General features: G+C 73.4%; 21 protein-coding genes. 5 read left to right on the top strand and 16 right to left on the bottom strand.

The features are described from left to right. Positions 1 to 62 precede the first annotated feature (62 nt). The gene (locus I4I81_RS02355; RefSeq protein WP_218601410.1) at positions 63 to 1,508 is read left to right on the top strand and encodes an aldehyde dehydrogenase family protein; all 1,446 of its coding nucleotides are present in this window, start codon (positions 63 to 65) and stop codon (positions 1,506 to 1,508) included. Positions 1,509 to 1,566: 58 nt separating this feature from the next. Here the strand turns inward: I4I81_RS02355 and I4I81_RS02350 are convergent, their stop codons facing one another. The 15 genes from I4I81_RS02350 to I4I81_RS02280 form a co-directional block, all read right to left on the bottom strand. Beyond that, complete coding sequence (locus I4I81_RS02350; protein ID WP_218601411.1) at positions 1,567 to 3,189, bottom strand: GMC family oxidoreductase; 1,623 nt, start codon at positions 3,187 to 3,189, stop codon at positions 1,567 to 1,569. A gap of 312 nt (positions 3,190 to 3,501) precedes the next feature. After that, positions 3,502 to 3,663 carry a VOC family protein gene (locus I4I81_RS02345; protein WP_218601412.1) on the bottom strand — a complete coding sequence of 54 codons (162 nt, stop codon included), beginning with the start codon at positions 3,661 to 3,663 and terminating at the stop codon, positions 3,502 to 3,504. Positions 3,664 to 3,683: 20 nt separating this feature from the next. Next, entirely contained in the window at positions 3,684 to 4,379 is a 696-nt protein-coding gene (locus I4I81_RS02340; RefSeq protein ID WP_226363700.1) for a maleylpyruvate isomerase family mycothiol-dependent enzyme, read from the bottom strand. Then, on the bottom strand, positions 4,376 to 6,040 hold the full coding sequence (locus I4I81_RS02335) for a (2,3-dihydroxybenzoyl)adenylate synthase (protein ID WP_218601422.1): 1,665 nt from the start codon (positions 6,038 to 6,040) through the stop codon (positions 4,376 to 4,378). Before I4I81_RS02335 ends, I4I81_RS02340 begins: the two co-directional genes overlap by 4 nt. Further along, positions 6,021 to 8,114: an acetate--CoA ligase family protein gene (locus I4I81_RS02330; RefSeq protein WP_218601413.1), complete on the bottom strand. Its 2,094-nt coding sequence runs from the start codon at positions 8,112 to 8,114 to the stop codon at positions 6,021 to 6,023. The genes I4I81_RS02335 and I4I81_RS02330 overlap by 20 nt, the downstream gene beginning before the upstream one ends. Positions 8,115 to 8,187: 73 nt before the next feature. Beyond that, positions 8,188 to 9,762, bottom strand: a complete 1,575-nt coding sequence (locus tag I4I81_RS02325; RefSeq protein ID WP_218601414.1) for an FAD-dependent monooxygenase — start codon at positions 9,760 to 9,762, stop codon at positions 8,188 to 8,190. Between the two features lie 3 nt (positions 9,763 to 9,765). Beyond that, positions 9,766 to 10,581 carry a fumarylacetoacetate hydrolase family protein gene (locus I4I81_RS02320; protein WP_218601415.1) on the bottom strand — a complete coding sequence of 272 codons (816 nt, stop codon included), beginning with the start codon at positions 10,579 to 10,581 and terminating at the stop codon, positions 9,766 to 9,768. Continuing rightward, positions 10,578 to 11,669 carry a cupin domain-containing protein gene (locus I4I81_RS02315; protein WP_218601416.1) on the bottom strand — a complete coding sequence of 364 codons (1,092 nt, stop codon included), beginning with the start codon at positions 11,667 to 11,669 and terminating at the stop codon, positions 10,578 to 10,580. The genes I4I81_RS02320 and I4I81_RS02315 overlap by 4 nt, the downstream gene beginning before the upstream one ends. Beyond that, positions 11,666 to 13,012, bottom strand: coding sequence for an MFS transporter (locus I4I81_RS02310; protein ID WP_218601417.1), 1,347 nt, complete (start codon positions 13,010 to 13,012; stop codon positions 11,666 to 11,668). The genes I4I81_RS02315 and I4I81_RS02310 overlap by 4 nt, the downstream gene beginning before the upstream one ends. A gap of 211 nt (positions 13,013 to 13,223) precedes the next feature. Beyond that, complete coding sequence (locus I4I81_RS02305) at positions 13,224 to 13,520, bottom strand: hypothetical protein (protein WP_218615769.1); 297 nt, start codon at positions 13,518 to 13,520, stop codon at positions 13,224 to 13,226. Positions 13,521 to 13,590: 70 nt separating this feature from the next. Continuing rightward, positions 13,591 to 14,067 carry a (2Fe-2S)-binding protein gene (locus I4I81_RS02300; protein WP_218615768.1) on the bottom strand — a complete coding sequence of 159 codons (477 nt, stop codon included), beginning with the start codon at positions 14,065 to 14,067 and terminating at the stop codon, positions 13,591 to 13,593. Between the two features lie 10 nt (positions 14,068 to 14,077). Next, complete coding sequence (locus tag I4I81_RS02295) at positions 14,078 to 16,426, bottom strand: molybdopterin cofactor-binding domain-containing protein (RefSeq protein WP_218603928.1); 2,349 nt, start codon at positions 16,424 to 16,426, stop codon at positions 14,078 to 14,080. 267 nt (positions 16,427 to 16,693) lie between these two features. Then, entirely contained in the window at positions 16,694 to 17,518 is an 825-nt protein-coding gene (locus I4I81_RS02290; protein ID WP_218603927.1) for a PaaX family transcriptional regulator, read from the bottom strand. Positions 17,519 to 17,926: 408 nt separating this feature from the next. Next, the gene (locus tag I4I81_RS02285) at positions 17,927 to 18,703 is read right to left on the bottom strand and encodes a polyamine aminopropyltransferase (RefSeq protein ID WP_226363699.1); all 777 of its coding nucleotides are present in this window, start codon (positions 18,701 to 18,703) and stop codon (positions 17,927 to 17,929) included. Positions 18,704 to 18,779: 76 nt separating this feature from the next. Next, the gene (locus I4I81_RS02280) at positions 18,780 to 20,231 is read right to left on the bottom strand and encodes an amidohydrolase family protein (RefSeq protein WP_218603925.1); all 1,452 of its coding nucleotides are present in this window, start codon (positions 20,229 to 20,231) and stop codon (positions 18,780 to 18,782) included. A gap of 97 nt (positions 20,232 to 20,328) precedes the next feature. On the opposite strand from I4I81_RS02280, the gene I4I81_RS02275 reads away from it, so the two are divergent. Genes I4I81_RS02275 through I4I81_RS02265 form a run of 4 tightly spaced genes read left to right on the top strand, consistent with a single transcriptional unit; the run spans position 20,329 to position 23,123 of the window. After that, complete coding sequence (locus I4I81_RS02275) at positions 20,329 to 21,216, top strand: LysR family transcriptional regulator (RefSeq protein WP_218603924.1); 888 nt, start codon at positions 20,329 to 20,331, stop codon at positions 21,214 to 21,216. A gap of 52 nt (positions 21,217 to 21,268) precedes the next feature. Beyond that, positions 21,269 to 22,183, top strand: coding sequence for a fumarylacetoacetate hydrolase family protein (locus I4I81_RS02270; protein WP_218603923.1), 915 nt, complete (start codon positions 21,269 to 21,271; stop codon positions 22,181 to 22,183). Then, entirely contained in the window at positions 22,180 to 22,503 is a 324-nt protein-coding gene (locus tag I4I81_RS31375; RefSeq protein WP_308187728.1) for an MBL fold metallo-hydrolase, read from the top strand. The genes I4I81_RS02270 and I4I81_RS31375 overlap by 4 nt, the downstream gene beginning before the upstream one ends. After that, positions 22,500 to 23,123: an MBL fold metallo-hydrolase gene (locus I4I81_RS02265; RefSeq protein ID WP_308187727.1), complete on the top strand. Its 624-nt coding sequence runs from the start codon at positions 22,500 to 22,502 to the stop codon at positions 23,121 to 23,123. The genes I4I81_RS31375 and I4I81_RS02265 overlap by 4 nt, the downstream gene beginning before the upstream one ends. Here the strand turns inward: I4I81_RS02265 and I4I81_RS02260 are convergent. Further along, positions 23,015 to 23,440 carry a hypothetical protein gene (locus tag I4I81_RS02260; RefSeq protein WP_218603922.1) on the bottom strand — a complete coding sequence of 142 codons (426 nt, stop codon included), beginning with the start codon at positions 23,438 to 23,440 and terminating at the stop codon, positions 23,015 to 23,017. The two genes, I4I81_RS02265 and I4I81_RS02260, sit on opposite strands and share 109 nt — an antisense overlap. Positions 23,441 to 23,480: the final 40 nt, after the last annotated feature.

Genomic DNA, 23,480 nt, shown 5'->3' with positions numbered 1-23,480 from the left:
GCATCAGGCCTCCGGCCGTGCGAACACCGAGGTTCACGCCCCCACCGAGAGGACCACCGGACATGACCCCGACCACCGTTCCCGAGATCGGGCACCTGATCGACGGGCGGACATCCGCCGCCGACCTCCGCGAGCTGCACGACCCCGGCAAGCTCGACGACGTCGTCGCGCGCGTCGCGGTCGGCACCGTCGAGGACGTCGACCGCGCCGTCCGTGTCGCCCACGCCGCTTTCCCCGGCTGGCGCGACACCCCCGCCGCCGACCGCGTGCAGAAGCTGCTCGCCGCAGCCGACATCCTCGGCGGCAGCGGCGAGGAACTGGCGCCCCTGCTCGTCCGCGAGCACGGCGGAGTGTTGTGGGAGGCCCAGACCGACTTCGGACTGGGCACCGGCGTGCTGCAGCACACGGCGAGCCTGGTGGAGGAGTTCGTCGAGCCGCTGCAGTTCGACGACGAGCAGAGCTTCATCAGCGTGGAGAAGACCCCGCGCGGCGTGGTCGCCGCCGTCGTTCCGTGGAACATGCCGGTCGTGCTGACGATGATGAAGCTGGCCCCGGCCCTGGCCACCGGCAACACCCTCGTCCTCAAGCCCTCCCCGTTCGCCCCCGCCGCACTGACGCTCGCCCTGCAGCGGATGGCCGAGGTCCTGCCCGCCGGGGTGCTCAACGTCGTCCACGGCGAGGGTGACGTCGGCGGAGCCCTGGTCAGCCACCCCCTCGTCCGCAAGGTCGGATTCACCGGCGGGACGTCGACCGCGCAGAAGGTCATCGAGGGGACCGCCTCGACGATCAAGAACCTCACCCTGGAACTGGGCGGCAACGACCCCGCGATCGTCCTCGACGACGCCGACATCGACGCCACCCTCGAGCGCATGCTCACCGGCGTGTACACCCGCACCGGCCAGATCTGCTTCGCGATCAAGCGGATCTACGTTCCGCGCGGGATGTACGCGCGGTTCGCCGACGCGTTCTGCGAGCGGGTCGACCAGTACGCCGTCGGTCACGGCCTCGACCCCGAGTCCAGCTTCGGGCCGCTCAACAACGAGGCCCAGTACAAGAAGGTCCTCGACCTGCTCGACCGCACCCGCAACTCCTCGGCCCAGCTCGTCCAGCTCGGCCGCAAGGTCGACGCGTCCTCGTGGGACAACGGCTACTACGTGCTACCCCACGTCGTCCGCGACGTCGAGCACACCGCACCGGTCTCGTGCGAGGAGCAGTTCGGGCCGGTCGTCCCGCTCATCGCGTACGACGACGAGGACCAGGTCGTCGCGTGGGCCAACGACAGCGACTACGGTCTCGCCTCCTCGGTCTGGACCAGCGACGCGGGGCGCGGCCTGGCCCTCGCCCGCCGCATCGAGGCGGGCAGCACGTTCGTCAACACGCACTCCTTCGCCTCGCTCGACCTGCGCATGCCCTTCGGAGGCATCAAGCAGAGCGGCATCGGCCGCGAGTTCGGCACCGCCGGCCTGTCCGCCTACGTCGAGGAGCACTCCATCCGCCACCTCAAGTGATCGGACGGAGCGGATCCGGTTCCGGCAGGTCCTCGTCGGAACCGGATCCGCGCGACCGTCAGCCGCCGGCTCCCAGGATCTCCGCCATGCGCGCACCGATCAGCACGCACGTCGCCATGGTCGCGACGCCCGGGATGCGCGGCATGACCGACGCGTCGGCGACGCGGAGGTTCTGCACGCCGTTCACGCGCAGCTCGGGATCGACGACGGCCGCGGAGTCGCGTCCCATGCGGCAGGTGCCGGCCTCGTGGAAGTAGGTGGTGGCCCCGTTGCGGACGAACTCGACGAGCTCCGACGGCGAGAGCTCCCGGCCCGGCGCCACCTCCCGCTTGGCGAACGGACGCATCTGCGGGGAGTTGCCGAGCTCGCGGCACAGCTCGATGCCCTTCGCCAGCGCCGCCACGTCGTCCGGGTGCGAGAGGAAGGCGGCGTCCAGGACCGGCCGGTCCCGCGGATCGGCCGAGCGCAGCGTCATCCGTCCGCGGCTCTTCGGCGCGACCAGTCCCGCGCACAGGGCCCAGCTGGAGGGCGGCGGGGCGTACTGCGCGGCCACCACCTCGCTGGCGTACGGGATCTCGATCTGCACGATGTTGATGTCGGGCGAGGCCAGGACGCCGTCGGACTTCCAGAAGCCCGCGGCGTTCGCGGCGCTGTTGCGCGGCGCCTGCGCCTCGTGCGGCTCCCACAGGCAGCCACCGTGCAGGATGTGGTCCTGGAAGTTGGCTCCGACCTCGGGCGAGTCGGCGACCACCTCGATGCCGTGGCCGCGCAGGTCCGCCGCGTCGCCGATCCCGCTGAGCATGAGGATCTTGGCCGTGTTGATGCCGCCCGCGCTCAGCACGACCTCGCTGCCGGCCCCGATGACCCGGCGCCCGGCGCCGACCGCCACCTCGACCCCGGTGGCCCGCCCGCCCTCGATCACGACCCGGTCGACGTGCGCCCCGGTCAGCACGGTGATGTTGTCCTGCGCGAGCACCGGGTAGAGGAACGCCGCGGCCATGTTGCGACGCCGGCCGTCGCGGATGATCTGGTTCATCAGCGCGAAACCGCCTGCGCTCTCCTCGCGGGCGCCGTTCTGGTCGGCCAGGACCGGGTGGCCCAGTCCCGCCGCCGCGTCGAGCAGCGCGGGGACGAGCGGCGACGGGTCGTGCGCCGGCTGGCACCAGACCGGGCCGCCCTTCCCGCGGTAGCGCGGGTCGGCGTCGCCCTGCCAGTCCTCGACCTGCCGGAAGATCTCCAGGCCGTGCTCGTAGCCCCAGGCCGGATCGCCGGTCACCTCGGCCCAACAGTCGAGGTCGGCCCGGAACGGACGCGCCCAGATCGTCGCGTTGATGCTGGTACCGCCCCCGACCACGCGGCCCATGTGCTCCGGGATCGCGCGGCCGTTGACCCCGGGGCCCGGGATCGCGACGTCGCCCCAGTCGCGGTCGGTGCCGAGGTTCGTGAACCACTGGCCCGGGTCTAGCACCTGCTCCGCGGTGTCCCAACCGCCCGCCTCGATCAGCAGGACGCTGACCGACGGGTTCGCCGCCAACCGCGAGGCGACGACGCAGCCCGCGCTCCCCGACCCGCACACGACGTAGTCGTAGGCCGGCTGCAGGTTCTCCGCCCGCCGGTCCTGGTTCGCCCGGACGGCTCCGAACCCGTCTGCCACCGCCGTGCCCGCGCCGTTGTTCGACATGTTCCGCCCTCGATCACGGTCGGCGTCCTCGATGACACCGGCACCAACCCGAAAGGTACAACGTGATCTTGACGAGCGTCTACGTTATGAAACATTGCTACGCCCCCCCTGCCGACAGCCCTACCCGCCTGTTCCGCATATGCGGATTCCTGACGCGCGTTCCACCTCTGGAAGGACCACCCCGGGCAGACGTCCGTCACCGATCCGCGTGAGCTGCACGACCCCGGCAGGCCGGGCGCTGGAGGGACACCCCGGCGGGCGAGCGGGCGCAGCAGCCGGACCCCGCCGTGCTCGCGGACCGGTAGGGGCTCCTCAGGTGGCGACGGCGGGGAAGCTGTCCGGCAGCTGCCCGCCGAACCAGACGATGACCTTCTCGATGTTCGCGCCGTCCCAGCTGATCGGCCGCCGGTCCGGGCCGTGGATCGGGTAGCCGCCGGAGAACGGCTCGACGCGGTTGCCGCCGGGCTCGAACACGTGGCTGGAGAACGCCTGCGTCAGAGCCAGCGCGGCAGCGCGGGCCGGGAACCGTCGGCGATCCGTCCGGTGACCCAGCCCGCGAGGTCCGCCGCGGTGGCGGTCACCGTCGCGGTGGGCGGCGCCTCGCCCAACCGCCACGCCCGGTCCCGGTCGACCGCGACGAGGTCCAGCGCCGGGCACCCGTCCCGGCCCGACAGGGCGGCCGTGACGTCGTCGAGCAGGAGGTCGACGACGCCGTGGGGCAGGTCGCCGAGGCCGCCGCCGAGGTCCACGGCGTGCAGCCACACCTCCCGGATCCGCATCCACGGCACCTCCGCCGCCGGGATGGCCCGGCCCAGCGCACTGCGGACCTGCGCCTGCCACTGCTCCGGGGTGAGCGCGGACAACGCTCCGTCGAGGACCTCCGCCGTGCGGGCGAGGTCCTCGCGGAGGGTGGGCGGAGGGAGTGCCGACGATCGCTCGATCTCCGCGGCCCGCTGCTCGCGGTCGGCGTACATCGGGGTCTCCTCGCCCGTCGCGGCCCAGACCGTGAGCCGGTGCAGCGCCTCGGCGTTGCGGGCGACGTGCCCGACGACGTGGCCGCGGGTCCAGCCGGGCAGCGCGCTGGGCTCGGCGAACTCCTCGTCGCCCAGCTTCCCGACGATCCCCAGCAGGTGCGCCGTGCCCTCCCGCATCCAGGGCAGCGTCACCGTCGTGTCGTGCCGGGCGCTCACGCCGGTGTCCCGCTGAGCCGGTCGGCGATGTCGGCGCGCAGGGCCTTCTTGTCGATCTTCCCGACCTTGGTGGCGGCGAGTTCGTCGACCAGGACGAGGTGCTCGGGCAGCTTGAAGCGGGCGACACCGATCGCGTCCATCGCCTCGCGGATCTCCTCCAGGGTCACGGTCGCACCCGGCCGCGGCACCACGTAGAGGCAGACCCGCTCCCCCAGCTGCGGATCCGGCATGGCCACCGCGGCCACCTGCGCGACCGACTGCAGCTGGTAGACGAGGTTCTCGACCTCCTCGGCCGAGATCTTCTCCCCGCCGCGGTTGATCATGTCCTTGTCGCGGCCCTCGACGACCAGGTTCCCGTCGGGGGTCTGCCGGCAGATGTCACCGGAGCGGTACCAGCCGTCGTCGGTGAACGCGCGGGCGTTCTGCTCGGCCGCCTTGTAGTAGCCGCGGGGGGTGTACGGGCCGCGGGTGAGCAGGGATCCCGGCTCGCCGTCGGGGACGTCGTGGTCGAGCTCGTCGACGAGCCGGACCTCGTCGTCCGGGCACATCGGGCGGCCCTGGGTGGTGCAGACGACGTCGTCGGGGTCGTCGAGGCGGGTGAAGTTGAGCAGCCCCTCGGCCATCCCGAACACCTGCTGCAGCGTGCATCCGAGCGCCGGTGCGACCTTGCGGGCCAGCTCGTCGGCGAGCCGGGCACCGCCGACCTGCAGCACCGCGAGCGTGGTGAGCTCGCCCGCGCCGTGCTCGGCCGCGTGGTCGAGCCAGCGACCCGCCACCGCGGGGACGACCGCGGTGTGGGTGACGCCCTCCGCGGCGATCGTCGCGAAGGCCCGCACCGGCTCGGGCGAGGGCAGCGTGACGACCGAGCCACCGACCAGGAGGACCCCGAGGATGCCGGGGCAGGCCAGCGGGAAGTTGTGCCCGGCGGGCAGGCTCACCAGGTACACCGACGTCGCGTCGAGCGCGGCCATCTCGGCGCTGCGGCGCGCGTTGTAGGCGTAGTCGTCGTGGGTGCGCGCGATCAGCTTCGGCAGCCCGGTCGTGCCGCCGGAGAGCAGGAAGACCGCGACATCACCACTGTCCGGGCCGGCGGCGTCGGTCGCGGGACCGGGGGCACACAGCGCGCGCAGGTCGACGCTGCCGGGCGCCACGTCCGGGCCGGCGACCAGGACGTGCCACGGGCCGCCGGTGATCTCCTGGACGTCGTCGGCGAGCTCGTGGGCCAGCGCCTGGTGGTCGAAGTCCCGCATCCGGTCGGGGACGGCGATGGCGGTCGCCTCGGCGTGCCGGGCGAGGTAGGCGAGCTCGGTGCGGCGGTGCGCGGGCAGCGCCATGACCGGCACGATCCCGGTGCGCAGGCAGGCGAGCGTCAGTACGACGAACTCCCAGCCGTTGCCGAGCTGCACGACGATCCGGTCGCCCCGCGACAGACCGAGGTCGAGCAGCCGCGCGGCAGCGGCGTCGGCCCGGTCGGCGAGCTCGCGGTGGGTCAGGCGCACCCCGTCCGCGGCGTCGACCAGCGCGGGCGCGTCGGGAGTGCGGTCGGCCACCTCGCGCAGCAGTGCGCTCAGCGTCGACCCGGCCCAGTACCCCTTCGCGCGGTAGTCCTCCGCGACGGCGGGCGGCCATGCCACGGTGTGGTCACTGATTGGGGTGGGCATCATCGGCCTCCTGGGACACGGGAAGGGCGGGCGCCGGAACGACGACGGCGTCGAGGGCGACGAGACCGTCGGCGGTCAGGCGGAGCGGGTTGATCTCGACCTCGTCGAGGCCGGGGTTGGCCACGAGCAGGTCACCGAGCCGGGCGACGACCGACCCGAGGTCGGCCGGGGCGAGGACGGGTCCGCCGCGCCAGCCGTCGAGCAGCGCCCGTCCGGCCAGGTCGCCCGGCATACCGGCCGCCTCCCCCGTGTCGAGCGGGGCCAGCCGGATGGCGACGTCGGCCAGCGCCTCGGCCGTGGTTCCGCCGAGCCCGAGTAGCAGGATCGGCCCGAACACCGGGTCGCGCCGGGCGCCGAGAACCAGGTCGACGCCGGACGGCGCCATCTTCTCGACGAGGTAGCGGTCGGCACCGATGGCGTCGAGCCGGTCCAGTGCCGCGTCGAGCGCGGGGGCCTCGGTGATGCCGAGGTGGACGCCGCCGATCTCGGTCTTGTGCAGGATCGCGGCGTCGAGGATCTTCACGGCGACCGGGCCACCGAGCTCGGCGAGTGCGGCGTGGGCCGCGGCGCGGTCGGCGCAGACCCGCCGCGGCGGGGTGGCGATGCCGAGGCGATCCAGCAGGGTCTTGGCCTGGTCCTCGTCGTGCGCGCCGCTGATCCCCGTGGGCACCTGCTGCGCGGGTCCGGCGGCCACCGGGCGCGCCTGCGCGCGGGCGTCGGCCAGCAGCGCTCCGACCGCGGCCGCCACGCCACGCGGCTCGGAGGCGACGGCGATCCCGGCGTCGAGCAGGGCCCGCCGTGATGCGACGACGGCGTCCCCGGTCCCGCCCACGCCGAGGACCACCGGGACGCCGGGCACCCGGCCCTCCTGCGCGGCCGCGACGAGGTCGACCGCGTCGGGTTCGTGCAGCGCGTACCCGGCGACCAGGTCGACCTGCGGGTCCGAGGCGACGGTGTGGAAGACCTGCCCGAGCTCGGGGCCCGGCCGGCCGGTGTCGACGGGGTTGGCCTGGTAGGTCAGCGGCGGGAGCAGGGTCCCCAGCGTGGCCTGGGTCGCCCCGGTCAGCTCCGGCACGCGGGCGCGCCGCCCGCGCAGGTCGTCGAGCAGCAGCAGCCCGGGCCCGGCCTGCGCCGTGACGACCCCGACGCCGGGATCGGCGCCGGGCCGCGTGCGGGCGACCGACAGGGCGCCGACGGCGTCGACGAGCTCGCGCTCGTCGTCGACCAGCACGGCACCGGCCTGGGCCAGCGCGGCCCGGGTGGTGCGCCACGAGGTGGCGAGCGCCCCGGTGTGCGACGCGGCGAACGCACCGATGTCGTGCTGCCCGACGACGAGCGCGACGACGGGCGTGCGGGCGGTGAGACGCCGCACCGCCGCGACGAGCCGGGGGCCGTCGGCGACCGACTCCACGTGCAGGGCGACGGCACCGGTGTCCGGGTCGGTGACGAGGTGGTCGAGCACGTCGGGGGCCGACACGTCGACGCCGTTCCCGATCCCGACCGCGAGGCTGATCCCGTGCCCGGCCTCGGTGAGCAGGAACGCCAGTGCGTGGTTGACCCCGCCGCTGGCCGCGACGACCGCGACCCGCCCGGGGCGGACCTGGGCCACGCCGGGCACGAAGCTGGCCGTGACGCCGGCGTGCGGGGCGAGGAACCCGCTGGTGTTGGGGCCCAGCAGCCGGATACCGGTGTCGGCGACGACCGCGGCCACGGCGTCCTGGAAGTCGACGCCGGGGCCACCCGCCTCGGCGAAGCCCCCTCCGCAGATGACCGCCGCACCCGCGCCGGCGCGTGCGGCGTCGGCGAGGACCTCGGCGCAGGCGGCGGCGGGCACGCAGATCATGGCGAGATCGACCGGGCCCGCCTGCGCGGCGGCCGTGACGGAGGGGTGCATCGTGTCGTCGCGGCCGTTGACCAGCGCCAGGTGGCCCCCGGCCGCGGCGAAGCCGCTCAGCGAGCGGGCCAGTGCCGCGCCGAGCTTGCCCGGTTTGCGGGAGGCACCGACGACGGCGATGCCGCGCGGCGCGAAGAGCGCCGACAGCCCGGTCGCGGCGCGCGGGACGGTGGTGGTCATGTCGACTCCTCGCTGGCGCTCGTCGCCGACCTGCCCGACGGAGCTGTGCTGAACGGTGACCTCGCAAGCTCGGTCACGCTGTCACCCCCACGAGGTCGGCGCGCCCGGACAGGACCGTCGTCAGCGCGCGGTCGCGTGCGGAGTCGTCGTGGCCGTCCGGGTCGACGAGCAGGGCGGGCAGGCCGTCGTGCAGCCGGGCCTGCTCGCACAGTCGCGTGCGGGTGAGCGCGGTGCCGCCGTGCACGGCGACGAGCACGGGCTCCCCGCCCCACGCGGCGAGCCGCGCCAGTGCGTCCGGCAGTCCCGCCTCGTCCTCCGGGGCGGCGAGGACGGCACCCCACGACCCGGGACGCGGATCGCCGAGCGGCAGGGACCCCTCCGCGGCGACGACCTCGGTGGGTACGCCGTCGGTCGTGCGGACGGTCACGAGCCTGCTCGCGGACGTCCAGCCGTTCCGCTCGAACGGGGTCTCCAGGGGCTCGGCCCCGTGCGCGGCGACCCACCCGCCGTGGCTGGCGGCGACGAAGTCGGGGGCGCGCTTCGCCAGCCGCGCGTCGGTGATGCTGCGGGAGAGGAAGTGGTACGCGAACTGCCAGGGCTCGAAGGCGTCGTGGTACTCGCCGAAGTGCTCCCACCAGGCCAGGCTCGGCCGGGCCGAGTCCTGGATCTTGCGCACGGACGGCTGCGCGGCCTGCTCGTAGGCGGCCAGGGCGGCCGGTAGGTCGTCCGGGTGCGCGGCCAGCGCGGCGGAGAGCGCGACCGCGTCCTCCATCGCCATCTTCGTGCCCGACCCGACCGAGAAGTGCGCGGTGTGCACGGCGTCGCCGAGCAGCGCGACCGGCCGGGGATCCAGCGCGTGCCAGCGCCGGGTGCGGCGGGTGCGGAAGTTGCCCCAGCGCGAGTTGTTGGTGAGCAGCCGCTTCCCGTCGATCTGGTCGGCGAAGAGCTTCTCCAGGTAGTCCTTGGTGAGCAGGTCGCTCGCCCCCGGCGGCTGGGTGACGTCGAACTCGTCGAGCCCGGCCCGGCGCCAGGACGCCTCGTCGGTCTCGACGATGAACGTGGAGACGGCGTCGGAGATCGGGTAGCCGTGCACGGCGAACACCCCGTCGGGGCTGCGCTCGTGCACGAACGTCAACCCGTCGAACAGATAGTCGGTGCCGAACCAGATGAACTTCGCCGTCGCGGTCTCCACCTCGACACCCAGGTCGGCGTCGAGCTGCTCCCGGATGCGCGAGCCGGACCCGTCCGCGGCCACGACCAGGTCGTAGCCGGCCAGGTCGTCGAGGGAGACCTCCGAGGAGAACCGCAGGTCGGCGCCGACGTCGCGGGCCCGGGCCTGCATCAGCGCGAGCAGGGTCTTGCGCACGACCGCCGCCATGCCGTTGCCGCCGCAGCGGATCCGCTCCCCCTTGAGCCGCACCTCGATGTCGTCCCAGTGCCGGCCGTGCTCGGTGAGCGCCTGGCGCAGCACCGGATCGGCCTCGTGGATGCCGGCCAGCGTCCGGTCGGAGAACACCACGCCGAAGCCGAAGGTGTCGTCGGCCTTGTTCCGCTCGAAGACGGTGACCTCGATCGACGGGTCGGCCCGCTTGATCAGGGTGGCGAAGAACAGCCCACCAGGGCCACCTCCGGCGACGGCGATGCGCATGCCTCAGTTCCCCTTCACGAGGGTGTTGCGCTGCTCGCCGACGCCCTCGATCCGGGTGACCAGCTCCGAGCCCTCGGCGAGGTAGCGGGGGGGCTTGCGCTTGTGCCCGACCCCGCCCGGGGTGCCGGTGGCGATGAGGTCGCCCGGGACCAGGGTGATGATCTGCGAGATGTAGGCGACCAGTTCGGCGGCGGAGAACACCAGGTCGGAGGAGTCGGCCTTCTGCACCACGTCGCCGTCGACCTCGCAGGAGATCTCACCCGGGGTGCCCTCGTCGACGACCAGCCAGGGGCCGACCGGGGTGCTGCGCTCGAAGGTCTTGCCCTGCAGCCACTCGATCGTCCGGTACTGGAAGTCCCGGGCGGTGACGTCGTTGACCACGGTGTATCCGGCGATCGCCGCGGCGGCCTGCTCGGGCGTGGCGTGCCGGACCTCGGTGCCGATCACGACGCCGAGCTCGGCCTCCCAGTCGACCTGCTCCGACCCGGCCGGCATCTCGACCGGGTCGTGCGCACCGACCAGTGCCCGGGCGAACTTGGCGAACAGCGCCGGGTACTCCGGCAGGTCGCGGCCCATCTCCAGGATGTGCGAGCGGTAGTTCAGCCCGACGCAGAACACCTTCTCCGGGCGCGGGATCAGGGTGGCGTAGTCGAGGCCGGCCAGGTCGTGCCGGGGGCCGTCGGCGGCCGCCGCGACGGTCTTCCAGTCCGGGTTCGCCAGGAACTCGCCGAGGTCGGCGGCTCCCAGCTCGACGGCGCCGCCGTCGTCGATGCGGACGGCAGCGGTGCCGGTGGCGGTGCGGATGGTCGCGAGCTTCACGAACGGTCCTCTCGTGCGGTGCGGGCGAGGCCGAGGGCCTCGAAGACGGGGTCGTCGGAGAATCGGAAGGCGTCGAGCCCGGAGTCGGTGTCGAAGGCCAGACCGGCCCAGGACGGCACACAGAACAGGTCGCCCTGGCCGACCTCGTAGCGCTCGTCGCCGACCGTGACCACGCCGGAGCCGGAGAACACCTGCCAGACCGACGATCCGGCGGTGCGGGTCAGCGCGGTCGACGTCGCGGCACGCAGCCGGTGCATCTCGCAGCGCATCGTCGAGAGGCAGTCGCCCGCGGTGGCCGGGTTGGTGAACCGGACGACGGCGTGCCCGGGCTCGACGACGCCGGGGAACCCCTCGCGCTCGAGTTCGAGCTGCGCGGTCAGGGCGGCGTCGGTGTGCTCCCAGCGGTAGGCCATCAGCGGCGACGCCTTCGCCGCCGGCGCCCCGACGGGGGTGAGCCCCGGGTGGGCCCACAGCCGCTCGTTGCGCGACACCGCAGGGGTCTCGGTCGTCGACAGCACGTCCGGGCCGAACTCGAAGAAGCCGGCGTCGATGGTGCGGACCAGCGGGATGTCGAGCCCGTCGATCCAGGCCATCGGGTGGTCGGTGGTGTTGTGGTGCTCGTGGAAGTGCATTCCCGGGGTGAGCAGCAGGTCGCCGCGGCGCATCGCGACCGGGTCGCCCTCGACGTTGGTCCACACGCCCTCGCCCTCGACGACGAACCGGAACGCGGTCTGCGTGTGCCGGTGCGCGGGCGCCTCCTCGCGCGGGCCGAGGTACTGGATGGCCGCCCACAGCGTGGGGGTGGCGTAGGCGGTGCCGGGCAGGCCGGGGTTGGCCAGGGCGATCGCGCGACGCTCCCCACCGCGGCCGACGGGCACCAGCTCGCCCGCCTGCTCGGCCAGCGGCAGCAGGGTGGACCAGCGCCACAGGAACGGCACCGAGTCCGGCCGCGGGCTGGTCGGCATGAGCCCGCCGATCTGGGTCCACAGCGGCTTCATGTGGGCGGCGTCGAACGCGGCGTACAGCTCGTCGAGCTGCTCCTGCTCCTGCGCGGAGATCGCGTTGTCCTGGGGCACGGTCGAGGTCATACCGTCGTCTCCTCCTTCGGTCCGGCGTTCGTCGTGCGGGCCGGCGTGGCTGCCGGCGATGGGGCGTGGTCGTCGCGGCGACGCGGGACCAGGCCGATGAACAGGGCGCCGAGCAACGCCGGTACGGCGAACCCGTAGAAGTTCCACTCGAAACCGATGCCCGCCGCCAACACCCAACCACCGAACAGCGGTCCGATGATGGCCCCGGCCCGGCCGACGCCGAGGGCCCACCCGAGCGCGGTGGCGCGGATCGCCGTCGGGTAGTGCACGGCGACGTAGCCGTTGACCAGGATCTGGGTGCCGACGCTGCCGAGGCCGGCGACCGCGACCGCGACGAACAGCAGCCCGGTGCCGACCCGCTGGCTCAGCACGAGCAGGCACAGCGTGGCGAGCAGGAACGCGGCCACCGTGACCGGCTTGGACCCGAAGCGGTCGGCCAGTGCGGACGCCGCGATCCCGCCGACGATGGCACCGAGGTTGAGCACGAGCAGGAACGCCAGGGCGGACCCCAGCGGGTAGCCGGCCTCGCGCATGATCTGCGGCAGCCAGGTGTTGAGTCCGTAGACCAGCAGCAGGCCGCAGAAGCTCGCGGCGCCGAACAGCAGCGTCGCGGCGCGTGTGCCGGACCGGAACAGGGTGCGCGGACCGGTGCTCCCCGAGGACGCGGCGCGTTCGGCGCGCAGCGCGTCCAGGTCGACGCCGTACCGGTCCGCCAGCACGGCGGCCTCGTCGTCACGGCCCTTCGTGATGAGGAAGCCCACCGACTCCGGCAGGAAACGCCAGGCCAGCGGCAGGACGACCAGCAGCGGCGCACCGCCGATGGCGAACATCAGCCGCCAGCCGTGGTCGGCGACGAGCAGGATCGCCAGTACCGCGGCGAGCACGCCCCCGACGGAGTAGCCGACGAACATCAGGGCGTTGTAGAGCTGCCGGCGGTGCCGGGGCGCGTACTCGAAGGTCAGCGCGATCGCCGACGGGATCACCCCGCCGAGGCCGAGACCCGCGAGGAAGCGGAGGACGCCGAGCACAGCCGGGTTCGGCGCGAAGGCGCACGCGACCATCAGGATCGAGAACGCCGTGATCCCGCCGAGCATGATGCGCCGGCGTCCGAGGGCGTCGGTGAGAGCGCCCGACGCCAGTGCGCCGACCAGCATGCCCGCCAGGGCGTAGCTGCCGATGGCCCCCGCTCCGGCCGGGCCGAGGTTCCATCCCGGCTCGGCGAGCAGGCTCGGCACCACCGAGCCGTAGACGATCAGGTCGTAGCCGTCGAAGACGATGGTCAGGAAGCAGAGAGCGACGACGACGAGGCCGGATCGGGCCGCTGGTCGGGTCTGCTGTGACACGAGCACCACACTCCTCGTCGAGGGGCGCACGACGCCGCCCTGGCGCGTGCCCACGTAAGATACAACAGATTCGCGTCGCTCGTCGATTATTCGACACAAATGAGCCTGGCCAGCCCGTGAGCGTAGGCACACCGCAGGGCCGGGAGCGGTCCTGCCGCTACCCCGGCCCCGGGTGCGCACGGGCGGCGTTCGCTGCCGCCGGGGGCGGTTGCTAGTCGAACGGACCGTTGAGCAGCCCGCCGACCGGGCCCTCGACGTAGCGGGGGTCGGCGGGCGGGAACTCGTTCTCGACGCCGTTGGCGCCGTCGGGCCGGTTGTCGCCGTTGAGGGCGTCGGTGCCCTGGAAGGTGAGCTCGCCCAGGATCGCCGTGACCGAGGTGCCGACCTGGCCCGGGTTCTGGGTGTTGGTGTAGTCCGCGTCGTTGTCGTCGGCTGCCGCGACTCCGGCGCCGATCAGCAGCAGGCCACCGGCAACGACGGCCAGGGTCACGCGCTTTGCTGTGTTCATGCGGTTCGTCCTCGTCTCTACTTGAAGGATGGGGAGGTGGGCCCGGGAGCAGATCCCGGGCCCACCGCGATCACATGTTCTCGGCGCCGGCGTAGATCGCCTCGCGGATGCGGTTGTAGGTGCCGCAGCGGCAGATGTTGCGGATCTCCTCGATGGCGGCGTCGTCGAGCTTGCGGCCTTCGTCGGCGCACTGGCGGACCTTGGCGACGGCGGCCATGATCTGGCCGGGCTGGCAGTAGCCGCACTGGGCGACGTCCTTGTCGATCCAGGCTTCCTGCATGGGGTGCAGGTCGGCGTCGACGGTGTCGGCGAGGCCTTCGATGGTGGTGATCTCGTCGTCGGCGGAGATCTCGCCGACGGGGACGCTGCAGGGGTTGAAGGCCTTGCCGTTGATGTGGCTGGTGCAGGCCTTGCAGACGTTGATGCCGCAGCCGTACTTGGGGCCGGTGACGCCGAGGATGTCGCGGATCACCCAGAGCAGGCGGACGTCGTCCTCGACCTCGACGGTGACCTGCTCACCGTTGAGGTTGAAAGTCTGTGTGGGCATGTCAGGCTCCTCAGAAGGTGAAGTCGAGGCCGTCGGTCGGCGAGGTCGGGATCGGCGGCACCGTCGGGTACGGCTCGAACGGCAGCGGCTCCTTGTGCATGATCGGGAAGTACTCCGGCACGACCCCCGTCGCCCGCGCGTAGGCGCAGGCGATCGCGCCGCAGGTCGCGGCCAGGCCGAACTCGCCGGCGCCGCCCGGCTCCGGGGCCTCCGAGTCCTCGATGACGACGATGTTCATCTCCGGCGGGGTGTTCCACTGGCGGGTGTAGAAGTAGTTGTCCCAGCTCGCCTCGAGGAAGTGGCCGTCCTGCAGGTGCAGCCCGGCCGTCAGCGTCATCGCCAGCGCGTCGTTGATCCCACCCATCATCTGGGCCTCGACGCCCCGCGGGTTGATCACGAGGCCGACGTCGACCACGAAGGTCACCTTCGTGACCCGCGGGCCGGTCCGGGCCTGGCGGATGGATCGGCCCACCGTCTCGGGGCGGCAGTCGATCTCCACCACGCAGGCGGACGCACCCTTCATCTCCACGTGCAGCCCGATGCCCTGGGCCGTGCCCTCCGGCATCGACCTGCCCCAGTCGGCCTCGTCGGCGACCCGCTCGAGGACCCGGCGCCAGCGGTCGAGCTTGGTGTACTCGACGCGGAACTCGTACGGGTCCTTGCCCATCCGCTCCGCGATCCGGTCGACCATCAGCTCGCGCGCGGTGGCCACGTCCGGCGCGTAGACGTCCCGCACCGCCGAGGTGTTGAACCGCATGTCGACCTCGTTGAGCACGCGGGTCGAGACCCCGAAGTTGTACGGCGTGAGGTTGGCCAGCTCGAACTGGATCTGGGAGAGGGTGAGGTTGCCGCCCGGCAGCTTGGCCGCCTGCGCGGTCAGCGCCTCCCCGAACCCGGGGTTGAGCTCCATGGCGACGCCGGTGTGCCGCTGCTCGAAGCTGAGGACCGAGTCGTTCGTGATCTGGGCGCGCACGCGCGAGGTGGCCAGGGGGTGCTGGCGGCCCTGGCGGGAGTCGTCGGCGCGGGTCCACATCAGCCGGACCGGCTTGCCGAACTTCTGCGACGCCTCCGCCGCCTCCAGCGCCGCGTCGAAGAACAGCTTGCGACCGAACGACCCACCGCCCTCCGGCACGTGGAAGGTGACCGCGTTCTGCGCGAGACCCAGGGACCTGGCGATCTCGGCCTGCGCGGCGATCGGGTTCTTGCACGGGGACCAGATCTCGGCGGAGTCGGCACGCACGTCGGCGATCGCGCAGTTGGTCTCCAGCGGGCTGCCGCTGCGGAAGTAGAAGACGAAGGCGCCCTCCAGGGTCTCGCCGACCGCCGGCGGCACCGCCAGTGGCAGCTCGGCCGCCCGGACCCGCGTCAGGACCGACTCGTCGTCCTCCCCCTCGACGGTGCCGCCGTCCCAGGTGACCCGGAGCGCGTTCACGGCGTCGATCGCCTGCCCGAACGTCACGGCCCGGACCGCGACACCGGTGCTGACCTCCGCGACGTCGGTCACACCCGGCATGCGGCGGACCTCGTCGATGTTCTCGACCCCCGTCGCGACCGAGTTCAGGTTCGGACCCCGGCAGATCACCGTCGGGAGCGCGTCCGGGACCTGGATGTCGGTGGTGAACCGCTTGCGCCCGGTCACCATGGCCAGCGCGTCGGACTTGCCCCGCGGCGTGCCGATGACGCGGAACGTCTCGCGCTCCTTCAGCACCACCTCCACCGCCTCGGTGACGGGCGCCGCGGCCCGCTCGGTCAGCTCCCCGAAGGGCAGCGCCTCCCCGTTCTGCCCGGTGATCACACCCAACCGGCTCGTCAGCACGGCCTTCTCCTGCCCGAGCTGTGCTGCGGCGGCGTCGAGCAGACGGCCGTGGGCGAGCGCGGCGGCGACGCGGATCGGGGTGAAGGTGGAGAACGTGGTGCTCGACCCACCGGTCAGCTGGTTGAACACGAGCTCGGGGCGCGCGTCGGCCAGGGTGACGACGACCTGGTCGGGGTCGAGGTCCATCTCCTCGGCGATGATCATCTGGGTCGACGTGATGATCCCCTGGCCGTTGTCCGAACGGGGCAGTGCGAACGAGACGGTCCCGTCCCGGTTGACCTCGACCCTGATCAGGTCGGCCGTGGGTCGCATCGAGTCGCGCAGCGCGTCGAGCAGGTCGTACACGTCCGGCGGCTGCGGCGTCGACGGGATCGGTGAGGCGGATGCCGACGACGCGCCGAACACCTGCTCCCGGGTGAACTCGGCGGCGACCACGAGGGTGGGTGCGGCGATCAGGTAACCCAGGAACCGGCGGCGCCCGACGGGGGTGCGCAGACCCTGGCCGGTCGTTCGGGTCGAGGGAGCGAGACGGTGATGGGCCATCAGAGTCCTCTTCGTCGGGGACGTCCCGCACGCCGCCGACCGGCGCCCGGTTTCCCCGGTTCAACGCCTGCGATGTGTGACAGTTACGCACCGACCGTCGAGAAATCTCAGCTCTTCGATCGCGACGTCACCGCCGGGCGGACGCCGTGGGGTACGAGTTCGTACTGGTCACGACGTACTCGGTGGACACCCGGGTGCCCGCGAGCACCGACGACCGTCGACAGAATCGCGCATATCGGGCGCGCCGGCGGGGTGCCGACGACAGACTCAACCCGCTTCCTGGACGGGCCGCGAGACCTGTCCGAGGAGGGCGTCGACGCACGCCTCCGCCGGTCCCCGGAGAAGGCCGTGCATGTCGACGAACAGCTGGTGTGCCTCGCGACCCGGCCAACCGACCGGGAGCAGCTCCGGAGGCAGGTCCGGATCCCGGAACGGGAACCGGCGGTAGTCGTGCACGAACCGCATGCGCTCCACCAGCGCGTCGACACCCTGCAGCCCACCGCTCCGGTAGGTGGTCAGGCGCGGCCGGTACTCGGAGAGGAACTCCGCGTAGGCATCGTGCAGCTGGCCCAGGTCCCACGCGCGACCCGCGATGTCCTGGTCGGCCCCGAGTCCTTCCGAACGGGAACGGAACAGGTCCAACCGCACCGACGCCTCGTCGGCGAATGCCTCCCGCACCTGACGCAGCCGGTCGTGCGGACTCACCCACACCGACGAGGACAGCGAACCGAACCCGAGCCACGACAGCTTCTTGCGGAGCTGTTCGCGGAGCGCGCGCTCGGTCTCCGGGACCGTGTAGAGGATCATGCGCCACTGCCCGTCCCACGGACCCGTCGCACGCTGGAAGATGCGTTCCCGCCCCTCGTCGAGCAGCGCCCAGGCCGCGTCGGAGAGCGAGTAGATCGTCTCCCGGCCGTCGCGGCGGCTGACGAGCCAGCCCTCCTTGCGCAGGCGGGTGACGACGACCCGCACGGTCGGCTCCGCCACGTCGAAGCACCCCATCAACGACACCAGGCCGCGCAACCGCACCTCGCCACCGCGGTAGCGCAGGTAGTCACCGAAGAGATCGAAGACGAGCGACCGGGCCTTCATCGATCTCCTCCAGCCGCAGCACGGGCGCCGGACTGCAGTCCGGCGCCCCGCAGTGTCTCACCAGCGGTCACCCGGACGGCCCATCGCTCGTATCCCGGGACACGGGATCGGGAGTCGGACCCGCTCGTCGGTCGCCGACTGGAAGGTGTGGGTGCACGGCCCGGGAGCGGAGGCGTGGGAGGTGTACACGGTCGAGGCCGACGCCCCGGCCCCGCACCCACCGGCGCGTCCGGGGCGCCGCTCGCGGACTCCTGCTGCTGAGCGTCGACGCGGCGCAGCGGCCTCGCCGGACCCCCGACGGGCCGGGGACCCGCGGGGCCGACGTCGAGCACGGTGTGCCATCCCGTCGACGGCTTCGCGGGCCTGGCCGGGGACCGGCGCCGTCGTCCGCCCGGCCGGGCGGACCGTTCAGCGACGCGCCAGGTAGAGCGTGTTCGACGACCGCCCACCGGTGAGGGGGTTGGGGAAGTCGACGACCTCGGCCCGTTCGGCGGAGAAGACCTCGCCCAGCACCGCTCCGAACACGTCGAGCGGCGGGCGGTCCGACCACAGGCCCAGCACCCCGCCCTCGCGCAGCGACGGCAGGAGCCGGCGCAGGCCCGCCGCGGCGTAGAACTCCGCGTGGGCGGGGGCGAGCACGTGGTCCGGGGCATGGTCGATGTCGACCAGGACGGCGTCGTAGCGGCCGCCGGGGGCCTCGGGGTCGAGGCCGTCGCCACCCGCCACCTGCGCGAAGAAGTCGGCGCACCGCAGCACGACCCGGGGATCACCCGTCAGCCGCTCCGACACGGGCAGCAGGCCGTTGCGGTGCCAGCCGATCACCTCGGGCAGGGCCTCCACCACGGTCACCGAGCGCACCCGCGGGTCGTCGAGCACGGTGACGGCGGTGTAGCCGAGCCCCAGCCCCCCGACCACGACGTCGAGCGCGTCACCCTCGACGGCGGCGAGGCCGCGCCGCGCGAGCTCGATCTCCGCGACGGTGAAGAGGCTGGACATGAGGAACTCGTCGTCGAGCTTCGCCTCGAACACCTCGACGTCGGCGACGGGATCGTGCCGGCGGCGCAGGCTGATCTCGCCGATGGCGGTGTCGGCCCGGTCGAGCACGAGGAGGCGGGCACCAGGGCCCGCGCCCGTCCCCCGGCGCGCCGAACGCCGGCCGGACCGGCCGGGCACGGGTGCGGACACGGTCCTCCGATCGCCGGGCACCGGGAGCGGGGCCGACGGCGAGCCGCGATCGTGTCACACGCCGCGGCCGGCCGGGTCACACCCGCGCGCCGCGGGCCGCCACCGCCCGCACCGCCTCGTCGCGGAAGCCTCGGGCCACCGGCTCCAGCGCCTCGAACGCCCCCGGCGGGGTGCCCGGCAGCGTGCGGCCCGCGTCGCGGACCCGGCCGAGGATCGCCTCCGCCGCGGTGTCGGCCTCCGCGGTGAGCCGGGGCAGGTCGACGCCGGTGAGCACGCCGTCGCGCTTGACGACCCGGCCGTCGACGAGCACGGTGCGGACGTCGGCGGCCGTGGTCTGGAACAGCAGCGTGGCGTAGGGGTCGATCCGCGGGTGCTGCTCGATCGCCCCTCCCCCGACGAGCTGCAGGTCGGCCCGCTTGCCCGCCGTCAGCGAGCCGATCCGGTCGCCCAGCCCGAGCGCGTCGGCGGCGTTGACGGTGGTCCAGGCCAGCGCCTCCTTCGCGGTGGTGGTCACCTGCTCCGGCATGGCACCCGCGAGGTTCGTCGCCTCGGTCGCCTCCCAGCGCGTGAGGCCCAGCCCGAACCGCATCTCGTGCCACAGGTCGCCGGAGTTGAGCGAGATGACGTCGGCCGACAGGGTCGGCGCGATCCCGTGCCTGCGGCAGCGCTCGAACACCGGGCGACCCATCCCCATGTTCAGCTCGGTCTCCACGGAGATCGAGACCTTCCCGCCGCTGCGCACGAGCGCCTCCCACTCGGCGTCGTCGAGCGCGTTGCAGTGCACGTGGACGATGTCGGGGCCGAGCAGGCCGTTCGCGTCGAGCTCGGTGATCCCGCCGGTCAGCACGCTCCCCCACACGCACCCGGTGTGATTGACGACCAGCGCGCGGCGCTCGCGGGCCGCGGCCAGCTCGGCGACCGTCCGGTCCCACGGCAGCCCGTAGAGCTCGGAGAGGGAGACGCCGAGGGTCAGCAGCCCGTCGGAGGCGAAGTGGGTGTCGGCGATGCGGTGGAAGTCGGCGAGGCGCGCGTCGTGGTCGCCGAACCGGGTGGCCTCCGGCGAGCTCTCGAAGAACCCGTAGCAGAACGCGGCGCGGATCCCGGCGTCGCGCAGGCCGAGGACGGCGCCGTCGCTGTGGTCGGGGGTGTTGTTGCAGTGGGAGAAGTCGAGCAGCGTCGTCACACCGGCGTTGAGCGCGTCGAGGGCGCCGAGCCGGTTGCCCAGCCGCACGTCGTCGGCGGTGTAGGCCGGGGAGATCGCGAGCCGGATGCCGAAGTAGTAGTCGCCCAGCGTCCAGTCGCCGCAGATGCCGCGGACCAGCGACTGCCAGGTGTGGCGGTGGGTGTCGACGAGCCCGGGCAGCACGAGGTGGCCGGTCGCGTCGATCACCTCGGCGTCGGTCACGGGCAGCGACGGGGCCACGGCGGCGATCACCCCGTCCTCGATCAGCACGTCGCCGGAGGGGAGGTCACCGAGGACGGGGTCCATGGTCAGGACGTGCCCGCCACGGACGAGGGTGCGTGTCATGGGCCCAGCGTGGCGGCGCGGCCGCCGGGGAACATGGACCGAAGAGGTTGCGATCGCGGGGGCCGGGAGTCGTAGCATCGCCCGCGAGGTGGTGGATATGGACGTCCGTTCGCTCCGGTACGCGGTGACGCTCGCCGACACCCTCCACTTCGGACGCGCGGCGCAGGCGCACTGGATCGCGGCGCAGCCCTTCGGCCGCCGCATCCAGGCCCTGGAACGCGAGATCGGCGAACCGCTGTTCGCCCGCACCAGCCGCCGCGTCGTGCTCACCCCGGCCGGCGAGCGCTTCCTCCCCCGGGCCCGACAGGTCCTGGCCCAGCTGGACGCGCTGCTCGCCCCGGCGGAGGGGTGCCGCGACGAGCCGGGCGTCCTGCGGATCGGGGTGCTCGGGTTCGGGCTCGCCGACCTGTGGCCCGACGCACGCGAGCTCGTCGGGGCGCGACTCCCGGACCTGGCCCTGTCGACGGTCGAGCTCGCCTGGGAGGACCAGTACGACGCCGTGCGATCCGGAGAGGTCGACGTCGCGATCGTCCACGACGTCGGCGGGGCGGACGACCTCGTCCTGGACCGGGCGCTGGAGATGGACCGCTACGCCGTCGTCCCGGTGGGGTCCGACCTCGCCGGGGCCGACCGGCTCACCGCGACGGACGTCGACGGGCGGCGGTGGGTCTCGCCGGTCGGCGGTGTCCCCGGACTGGCGGAGTGGGGCGACACCAGCGGCCGCCGCGGCAGCGTCGACGTCCGGTCACCGTCGGGGATCCCGACCGCGGTGGCCACGAGCGGCTGGCTCGGGCTGCACGGGGAGCCCGCGCGCCGGTTCTTCCCGCACCCCGGGGTCCGCTACGTCCCGATGGAGGGCCCCGGCGCGACCGTGTCGGTCGCGAGCCGCCCGGACGACCGGCGCGAGTCGGTGGCGGTGTTCCGGGCCGCCGCCCACGCCGTCGCCGCTGTGGCGCTCCCGGATCGCAACCGACTCGGGCCATGATCGGCGGGGCCGTCCCGGGGCACACTGGGCGGCCGATGACGAGGGGAGCCCGATGCGCTGGAGCAGCTACGCCGAGGCCGACGGCACCGTCCGCGCGGCGGTGTGGGAGGGCGACCACCTGCATCCCGCGCCCGCGGGCACCGCGCTGGTCGACCTGCTGGGCGACGACGGCACGCGGCTGCGCGCGGCCGCGGACGACGCGCTCACCGGCCCGGCCGTCGACCCGGCGACGGTGACGCTGCTGGCCCCGGTGCCGCGCCCGCCGTCGGTCCGCGACTTCATGGCGTTCGAGGAGCACGTGGTCACGGCCAGCGCCGCGATCGGGCTCACGGTCGACCCGCTGTGGTACCGCCAGCCCGTCTTCTACTTCACCAACCCCGCGGCCCTGCGCGGCCCGCACGAGCCGGTGGCGATCTCCCCCGGCAGCGCCGCGTTCGACTACGAGCTCGAAGTGGCAGCCGTCATCGGGCGGGAGGGGGCGGATCTGAGCCCGGAGGAGGCACTCGACCACGTCGCCGGCTACCTGGTGTTCTGCGACTGGAGCGCCCGGGACCTGCAGGGCGAGGAGATGAAGCTCAACCTCGGCCCCGCGAAGGGCAAGGACTCGGCGTCGAGCTGCGGGCCGTGGATGCTCACCCCCGACGAGCTGCCCGCGGCCGCGGCGATGACCGCGTCGGTCAACGGGAAGCCCTACAGCGCGGGCCGCCTCGACGCCCTGCACTGGAGCTTCGGCGAGATGATCGCCTACGCCTCGCGCGGCACCCGCGTCGTCCCCGGTGACCTGATCGGCAGCGGGACCGTCGGCACGGGCTGCATCCTCGAACTCTCCCGCGTCCACGGGGCCGACGCGTTCCCCTGGTTGCGCCCCGGCGACCGCGTCCGCCTCGAGGTCGACGGCCTGGGCGCCGTCGACGCCCCGATCATCGAGGGCGCCGCCGTGCGCCCGCTGCGGAAGGACCTCGCGTGAGCGCGCACTCCCATGACGTCACCGTGCCCGGGCCACCCCGGCTGGAGGAGGTCTCGGACGGGATCTTCGCCTACGTCCAGCCGGACGGGACGTGGTGGATCAACAACACCGGCTTCGCGGTGGGCCCGCAGGGGGTGGTCGCCGTGGACTCCTGCTCCACCGAGCGCCGCACCCGCGCCTTCGTCGACGCCATCACCTCGGTGACCTCCGCCCCCGTCCGGACGCTGGTGAACACCCACCACCACGGCGACCACACCTGGGCAACGCCCTGTTCGGCGCTGCCACGATCGTCGCCCACGAGCGCGCCCGCGACGAGATGATCGCGTTCGGGCCGCCGCGGGAGCTCCCGTTCTGGGACCACCCGGAGTGGGGCTCGCTCCCGCTCGACCCGCCCTTCCTGACCTTCGCCGACGGCGTGACGCTGCACGTCGGCGACCTGCGCGCCGAGGTCCGGCACGTCGGGACCGCCGCGCACACCACCAACGACTCACTGGTGTGGTTCCCCGAGCGGTCCACGCTGTTCTGCGGCGACCTGATCTTCAACGGCGGCACGCCGTTCCTGCTCATGGGCTCGGTGGTCGGCGCGATCGACGTCCTGGAGAACGTGGTGGCACCGCTGGGCGCGGCCACGACCGTGCCCGGCCACGGTCCGGTCTTCCACGACCGCGCCCCGCTCGACGCCACCCTGGACTACCTGCGCTTCGTGCTCGACGTGGCCGAGCGGGGGCGTGCGGCCGGGCTCACCCCGCTGCAGGCGGCCCGCGACACCGACCTGGGCCGGTTCGCCGACTGGCCGGACGCGGAGCGGATCGTCGGGAACCTGCACCGCGCCTACGCCGAGCTCGACGGCGGCGGGCGCGGCGTCCCGGTCGACGTGATGGCGGCGCTGGGCGACATGGTCACCCACAACGGGGGGAGGCCGCTGACCTGCCTGGCCTGAGCGGCGTCAGTGGTGTGGCCGTCGTCGTGCCGGACGGCCGCGACGACGGTGTCGGCGGTGAAGTCGGCCGCGACGACGGTGTCGGCGGTGAAGTCGGCCGCGACGACGGTGTCGGCGGTGACGACGTCGGCGACGTCCGCGGGTCCGGGACGGAGGCGGGTCAGCAGCGCGGCGATGTCGGGCGTGCTGTCGACGACCTCCTCCGCCGGCACGACCGGTCCGGCCCCGCAGGCCGCCGTCGCGCCGGGCAGGACCCACGTCAGGCCACGCCGGCCCGGTAGCCGGGCGGGACCGTGGGCCCGGGTGCGCACGCTCACCCGGCGGCGCTCGCCGGGGGGCGGTGTCGCCGACCGCGTC

The organism is Pseudonocardia abyssalis (genome assembly GCF_019263705.2).
Classification (GTDB): domain Bacteria; phylum Actinomycetota; class Actinomycetes; order Mycobacteriales; family Pseudonocardiaceae; genus Pseudonocardia; species Pseudonocardia abyssalis.
Note: the sequence above shows the minus strand (reverse complement) of the source record. Positions and strands in the feature narration are given on the sequence as shown.